This window comes from Clostridioides sp. ES-S-0006-03 (genome assembly GCF_020662275.1).
Classification (GTDB): domain Bacteria; phylum Bacillota; class Clostridia; order Peptostreptococcales; family Peptostreptococcaceae; genus Clostridioides.
In genome coordinates, this window is the sequence record NZ_JADGMM010000020.1 from 45,347 (window position 1) to 53,153 (window position 7,807).

At 29.8% G+C, this 7,807-nt stretch carries 6 protein-coding genes and 1 riboswitch; of the genes, 1 reads left to right on the forward strand and 5 read right to left on the reverse strand.

Annotated features, from left to right (window positions below; translation table 11 throughout):
- Positions 1-20: 20 nt before the first annotated feature.
- On the reverse strand, positions 21-1,274 hold the full coding sequence (locus IR151_RS18740; RefSeq protein WP_227437317.1) for a flagellar protein FliS: 1,254 nt from the start codon (positions 1,272-1,274) through the stop codon (positions 21-23).
- A gap of 107 nt (positions 1,275-1,381) precedes the next feature.
- Positions 1,382-3,499, reverse strand: coding sequence for a DNA topoisomerase III (locus IR151_RS18745; RefSeq protein WP_227437319.1), 2,118 nt, complete (start codon positions 3,497-3,499; stop codon positions 1,382-1,384).
- A 428-nt stretch (positions 3,500-3,927) separates the two neighbouring features.
- Positions 3,928-4,016: riboswitch (glycine riboswitch) on the forward strand.
- A gap of 187 nt (positions 4,017-4,203) precedes the next feature.
- On the opposite strand from IR151_RS18745, the gene IR151_RS18750 reads away from it, so the two are divergent.
- Positions 4,204-5,571 carry an alanine/glycine:cation symporter family protein gene (locus tag IR151_RS18750; RefSeq protein WP_227437321.1) on the forward strand — a complete coding sequence of 456 codons (1,368 nt, stop codon included), beginning with the start codon at positions 4,204-4,206 and terminating at the stop codon, positions 5,569-5,571.
- Positions 5,572-5,752: 181 nt separating this feature from the next.
- On the opposite strand, the gene IR151_RS18755 is transcribed toward IR151_RS18750, so the two are convergent.
- The 3 genes from IR151_RS18755 to IR151_RS18765 form a co-directional block, all read right to left on the reverse strand.
- Positions 5,753-6,400: a class II aldolase/adducin family protein gene (locus IR151_RS18755; protein ID WP_227437322.1), complete on the reverse strand. Its 648-nt coding sequence runs from the start codon at positions 6,398-6,400 to the stop codon at positions 5,753-5,755.
- Between the two features lie 17 nt (positions 6,401-6,417).
- Positions 6,418-7,104, reverse strand: a complete 687-nt coding sequence (gene araD / locus IR151_RS18760) for an L-ribulose-5-phosphate 4-epimerase (RefSeq protein WP_227437324.1) — start codon at positions 7,102-7,104, stop codon at positions 6,418-6,420.
- 68 nt (positions 7,105-7,172) lie between these two features.
- The coding region (locus IR151_RS18765) for a transketolase C-terminal domain-containing protein (protein ID WP_227437326.1) at positions 7,173-7,807 on the reverse strand (635 nt) is incomplete at its 5' end.

A 7,807-nucleotide genomic window follows, 5' to 3' on the forward strand; every position in this document is an offset into this window, starting at 1 on the left:
TTATACATCTCACTATTTTTCTACTTTGCACATATAGTATCAATCATTTCTTTATATTCATTTTCATTATTTAAAAAATCAATATTTTTAAATTTTTTTCGCATCTTTTCTTTAATTTCCAATGAATAAGATATCGTATATGGAAGAAATCTCTCTATTTTTTTTATATATTCTATAGAAAAAAATTCAGCATTATAAGCTATAGAAAACAAAATCAACATTAAACAATCATTTTTTATCATGTCTGTTATAGCTTCATTTCTACTGTTAATTTTAAAGTTTTCTATTAATTCAATAGTAAAGTTTATTAACTTATTTGCAATTTCATCCAATAAACCCTTTTTTGACATCTCTGTCATAATAGTCTTATGATTACACTTTAAATCTTCTTTTATATCCTGTAAATCATCAGATATTTGTAATAAAAATCCATAACCAATACAAAACTTTACCTCTTCATTTGTCATAAGCCCATTTATTAAATATCCATCTACTAAAACAGATGAACCTCCCTTTTCAATAGAAATAGATAATATTTCGTCTTTATGCAAATAAGTCTCCTTATCCTGCTGTTTTAAACTCTTTACTTGGCTTTCAAATATTAATAACAATGACTCATATATTTCTTTAAAATCTTCTCTAGGATAAACCTCTTCAATATAATCTATCATCTGAGATACTTTACTTTCATGACAGTTATTAGGTTTAATTTTTTCTCCTAAGAGTCTTTTTTCTAACCAACGATTGAATAAGGCTTTATCCATTTCATTTGTCTTTGTATTATCTAAATAATTGTCTGTATATGGATATAACATACTATATGCAAAACTTGCTTTTGAATAATAGACATCTTTTCCAAATAATAATTGCAGTGCATTTGAAATCCATACATTTCTCATGGCCTGCATAATATCTTCTATAGGTAAATCATCATCAAATCCTCTAGCATCTCTGATAAATTGTTTTGTTATTTCTAAGAATTTTTTTCTATCTTCTACATTCATTTTCTCTAATTTAAAAATATTCTCTTTTTCTAGTGTTTTTTGCAAAAAAGCTTCACCTTTTTTTATCCACATTTTTCTTAGAACAACATCACTTGGACACTTTTCTAAGTGAACTGATACTTTATCTATCAATTTATCTAATTCGCCTTCACACTTTTTTTGTGAATCTTCACTATATGTTTCTATTTCTTTACATAATTCGATACTTGAATTATTCCATATATCTTTACATTTGTCACAATAGCATTTAAATATATAATTTAATCTCATTTGACATCCCTACTTTCATGTCTAAACTATACCCTATATTATATCAGTACATATAACTAATATATAGTTAAAATTATGATTGTGTATAATATTGCCATGAAAACTATTTATTTTTTCAACTTAGCTAAGGCTTCTGCAAATGGATTATTAAATACTTCTTGATTTTTATTTTGATTTTTTAGATATTGATTAACATCTTTCTTTGATGCTTTCTTTTTTTCCTCTTGTTTTCTTTTATTAAAAGAGGATAATTTTTCCCTGTACCCACAACTACAAGTAAATATTCTTCCTTCACCTTCACCACGAAGTTCTAATTTTTTATGACAATTAGGGCATCTTGAATTAGTTGTTTGTGATATGGTTTTTCTAGTATTACACTCTCTATCTTCACAAATTAACATTTTACCTTTCTTACCATTTACCTCTAGCATAAATTTACCACATTCTGGGCATCTATTTTTAGTTAAATTATCATGTTTAAATTTGCTATCACTACTTTTTACTTCTAATACAATAGCTTTTGAATAATCCTTCATATCATTTATAAATGTATTTTTATTAAGCTTCCCTTTTGAAATATCTAATAATTTCTTTTCCCACGATGCTGTAAGTTCTGGTGTCTTTAAGTCCACAGGAACTAAATCTAACAGTTGTTTTCCTTTTGATGTTATATATATATCTTTATTTTTCTTTTCCATCAAAAATGAATTGAATAATTTTTCTATTATATCTGCTCTAGTAGCAACTGTACCAAGTCCACTTTTCTCCATAGATGTTAAAAGTGTAGCCTCATTTAAGTATGGTGGTGGATTTGTCCTTCCTGAAGTCATCTTCAAGCTTTTAACTTTAAGAATATCTTTTTCCAACACATTTGGAATGCTTTCATATTCATCTTCATCATCCATATCTTTATAGCTTTCTTTCCAACCTAGATTTATTACTTTATTGCCTTTGGCTTTAAATGTCTCGCCCTCTATAGTTGCACTTATAGTTGTCTGTTCATATTCAAAGGGAGGACTTAATACTGCCAAAAACCTTTTTACGACAAGATTATATATTTTTCTTTCTTTATCTGTAAAATCACTCATAAACACTTTTTGCTCTGTTGGTATTATGGCATGATGGTCTGTTACTTTTGAATTATCAACAAAAGACTTATTAGATACAATATTACTTTTTAATAACTTATTACAAACCTTCGAATAATCACTAACATTTACAGCTTTTATTCTATCTTTTAATGTCCCAACAATATCCGAAGTTAGATACCTAGAATCAGTTCTAGGATAAGTAAGTACCTTATGGTGTTCATATAGTTTTTGCATTATAGATAATGTTTCTTTTGCTGAAAATCCAAACATTTTATTTGCATCTCTTTGTAATTCTGTTAAATCATAAAGCGCAGGTGAATATTTTTTCTTATATGATTTATTTACTTCAGATATTTTAACATCTAAATCTTTTACTTTTTTTGATACACCTTCCATCTTTTCTTTACTAAAAGTTGAGGAATTATTATTTTTATCATTCCAAATAAACTTTATATCTGAGTTGCCCTTTGTTGCAATTATCTCCAATCCATAATATTCTTTAGGTTTAAAATTTCTTATTTCTTCTTCTCTTTTCAATATCATAGCAAGAGTAGGAGTCTGCACTCTTCCACAAGAAAGCTGTGCGTTATACTTTGTTGTTAAAGCTCTAGTTGCATTTATTCCAATAATCCAATCGGCTTCTGCTCGTGCTATTGCTGAATAGTACAAATTTTCATATTCTTTACCACTTTTTAGTTTTGCAAAACCTTCTTTTATTGCTTTATCTGTACTTGAAGAAATCCAAAGACGTTTTAAAGGTTTTTTTACTTGAGATTTCTCTATTATCCATCTTGCTACAAGTTCTCCTTCTCTCCCTGCATCTGTTGCTATAACTATTTCATCTATATCATTTCTGTTCATTTGAGCCTTCACTGTATTAAACTGCTTTCCACTTTTTTTTATTACAACAGTCTTTAGATACTTAGGAAGTATTGGTAAATCTTCTAAACTCCATGATTTGTATCTTTCTCCATAACTTTCAGGGTCAGCAAGTGTAACCAAATGACCTAGTGCCCAGGTAACAATATACTTTGGTCCCTCTATATATCCATTTTTTTCATTTTTTGAACCCAAAACTTTTGCTATATCTCTTCCCACAGAAGGTTTTTCTGCTAGTACTAATATTTTTCCCATTTTAAAATACTTCCTTTCTCTTTCTCCAATCTTACACTACACTTAAAAGCTAAATAAATATACTTTTTCTTAACATTGTAACTATAATATTACCATAATTAAATCAATTCTAATTAATTATTTAATATTTTCTTCTTTTTTTATCACAAACCTATATTTAATTTGATTTACACACCTACTATCCTATTTATTTTTACGTATATTATTTAAATTTGTAAGTTTATAATTCGTAATTAGACTTATATTTTTATATTTTTTTCCTGTTTTTAAATTTTTTAGTTGACAAAACACAAAACCTTATATTAATATTATTAATACAATAAGCTATGACAAATCAATATCCGGTTAAGATTTTATAGAAGAGTTGCCATATGGCACACCGAAGGAGTAACACTCTCAGGTACTTTTTTAAAGTAGGACTGTAAAATTTACGGAACTCTGGAGAGACCCATTATGGGCGCCGAAGGGGCAAGGCATTTGTGCTCAATCTCTCAGGCAAAAGGACAGGGATTATCTACCAAAACTAGTATTATTAATACTTTTATTTTGGTTGCTAATTAGTGTATATCCAGAGCTGAATCTATTTTAGATTTAGCTTTTTTTATTACACTAGAAATTATTAATAAATTATACTAATTTCCTGTCAATTACTTCATTAAAAATTCTATTGATTGTGTAAAGCAAAAAAATGAGGGAGTGTTTTTATGAATCTAATTGATATTTTAAACAAAGTTGATGCTTTTATTTGGGGACCGCCCCTGTTGGTACTACTAGTTGGTACTGGTATATTACTTACTGTTAAACTTGGCGTTGTGCAAATAACAAAACTTCCACGTGCTCTTAAGCTAATATTTGCTGCTGAAAATAAAGGTAGTGGTGATGTTTCAAGTTTTGCAGCTTTATGTACTGCATTGGCTGCTACAGTTGGTACTGGTAATATCGTTGGGGTTGCCACAGCTATTAAAGCTGGTGGACCTGGTGCACTTTTTTGGATGTGGATAGCTGCATTCTTTGGGATGGCTACTAAATACTCAGAAGGTGTCCTTGCAATAAAATACAGAACTAAAGATAAAAATGGTCAAGTATCTGGTGGACCTATGTACTACATAGTAAATGGTATGGGAGAAAAATGGAGACCTCTTGCAATATTCTTTGCTATAAGTGGTATATTAGTTGCACTTTTAGGAATAGGTACTTTTACTCAAGTAAATTCAATAACAGACGCTATCAATAGTAGCTTTGGAGTGGACCCTAGAATTACAGGTGTTGTACTAGCAGTATTTGTAGCTTTAGTTGTATTTGGAGGTCTTAAAAGTATATCTAATGTTGCTACTAAGATAGTACCTTTTATGGCAGTTATCTATATTGTAATCTGTGGAGTCATTTTAATATCTTATTGGAATAAAATACCTGAAACTTTTGTATTGATAATTAAAAGTGCATTTACACCTACTGCTGCAACTGGTGGTTTTCTAGGTGCAACTATGTCACTAGCAATTAGAAATGGTATCGCCCGTGGTGTATTTTCAAATGAATCTGGTTTAGGTAGTGCTCCAATAGCAGCTGCTGCTGCTAAAACTGAGTGGCCAGCAGAGCAAGGACTTATCTCTATGACAGGAACTTTTATAGATACTATTATAATCTGTACACTTACTGGATTTTCTCTTGTTATATCAGGTGTTTGGTGTTCAGACTTAAATGGTGCTGTTATGACTCAAGCAGCTTTTAATGGTGCTATTCCTACATTTGGACCAATATTACTTACAGTTAGCTTAACATTATTTGCATTCACTACAATTTTGGGGTGGAGTTATTATGGAGAAAGATGTTTTGAATTCCTATTTGGTGTAAAAGGTATGAATGGATATAGAACTGTATTTGTAGCTATGGTATTATTAGGTGCATTCTTAAAGTTAGAAGTAGTTTGGATAATTGCTGATATTGTAAATGGACTTATGGCAATACCTAACTTAATAGCTTTGCTTGCACTATCACCTATAATAGTATCTGAAACTAAAAAATACTTTGAATATATAAATTCTCCAGAAAATCAACTAAAAAGAAATGCATAAGTAGAAATATATAAATAAAAAATATAAAACCCTAAACCAATATAAGAATCGATTTAGGGTTTTATATTATTTTTGTTTTAAATGAATATATCAGATTAAATATATTTACTTAGGAAGTACTACACTATATAAAGAAGCTAATATCTATTATAGTTCATCTATTTAATTTAAATCATCCTAATTAAAATTTTATTTCATCTGGATATTTCCATGCTTTAAATTCATTAATATCTACTGCCTTAGGTTCTTTAAATTGATTTAATACTAAAGACCTATAGTATATTTCTGCTACTTCTTCTACATATCTCGATTTTAACAAAGCATCTTCAAGGTCATTACTTACAGTTGTCAATCCATGCCTTTCTAATAAACATGCATCCGTATCTAATAATAACTTTGAAACACTTTTGGCTAGTTCCAAAGTCCCTGGTCTTTCATATGGAGCTATGTCTACATAACCACCATAATTAACTGACTCATATACAATTGGTATAATTGGTTTATTTGCCACTGAAAATGCTGTTGCATAGAGAGAATGTGTATGCGATATAGCATTTACATTTGCTCTCACTTTGTATATTTCAATATGCATTAGTACCTCACTACTAGGTTTAATACCTTTCTCAGCTTCTATTACATTCCCATCCAAGTCTAATACACAAATGTGTTCTGTCTTCAATTCTTCTCTTCCTATACCTGAAGGTGTTATAAGTATATATCCAGTATCCTTATCTCTAATGCTAAAATTACCAGCTTTTTCCTTACACAAGCCATAATTCTCTGCTTTAATTGCTACTTCTACAATTTTAACTTTTAAAGATTCTAGCATAATTTACCTCCAGATAGTTATTTTTGACCATAGTATGCATTTTTACCATGTTTTCTTGAAAAATGCTTGTTCATAAGTAATCTATCCATAGTATTCTCAGGACTCATTAATTCTGTATAATATGCCATCTTTGCAACTTCTTCTAAAACCACTGCATTATGAACAGCCTCTTTTGCATTTTTACCCCAAGTAAAAGGACCATGGTCATTTACAATTACTCCTGGACAGTGTATTGGGTTTTTCCCCATAAATTCTTCAACAATTACATTACCAGTTTCTCTTTCATACTCACTACTTATTTCTTCTCGAGTCATTTTTCTAGTACATGGTATACTTCCATAAAAATAGTCTGCATGAGTAGTCCCACATGCTGGTATAGATTTACCTATTTGAGCCCAAGTTGTAGCCCAACTTGAATGTGTATGTACTATACCTCCTAATTCCTCAAACTCTTTATATAAAACTAGATGAGTTGGAGTGTCTGAAGAAGGTCTTAATCTACCATCTACTATATTCCCATCTAAATCAACTACTACCATATCTTCTACAGTCATCTTATCATACTCAACACCACTTGGTTTTATTACTACTAACCCTTTTTCTCTATCTATTCCACTTACATTTCCCCATGTATAAGTGATTAATCCTCTTTTAGGTAATTCCAAATTTGCTTTTAATACTTCTTCTTTTAGAGTCTCTAACATTCTGATTCCTCCTATATTTTTTTGATAAAATTTATTTTTAGTTTGCTTTTATTATTGATTATATTTATTTAGAATGATTTTGCAGTACTAACTATATTTTCTACAGTCAATCCATAATAGTTTAATAGAGATTCTGGATTTCCTGATTGACCAAATTCATCATTTATACCTATCCTCTTTACTACAACAGGGTATTTCTCGCTTAAAACTTCTGTAACAGCAGAACCTAATCCACCTATTACACTGTGTTCCTCTACAGTTACCACCTTACCAGTATTTTTAGCTACCTCTACTATAAGTTCACTATCAATTGGTTTTATAGTTGATATATTAACTACCATAGCTTCAAGTCCCTCTTTACTTAATAATTCAGCAGATTTAATAGCTTTTGAAACCATTATTCCAGTTGCAATTATAGCTACATCTGAACCTTGTCTAAGAATCTCGCCCTTTCCAATTTTGAAATTATAATCATCATTATGTATATCTTCAGTAGTTGCTCTTCCAAGTCTTAGATATACAGGACCATTGTAATCTACAGCAGAAAATATAGCTTTCTTTGCTTCTATTCCATCAGCAGGATTTAATACAACCATATTTGGTATACCTCTCATTAAAGATATATCTTCTATAGCTTGATGGCTTCCTCCATCTTCTCCTACTGTTACTCCTGCATGAGTAGCTGCTATTTTAACATTTAAGT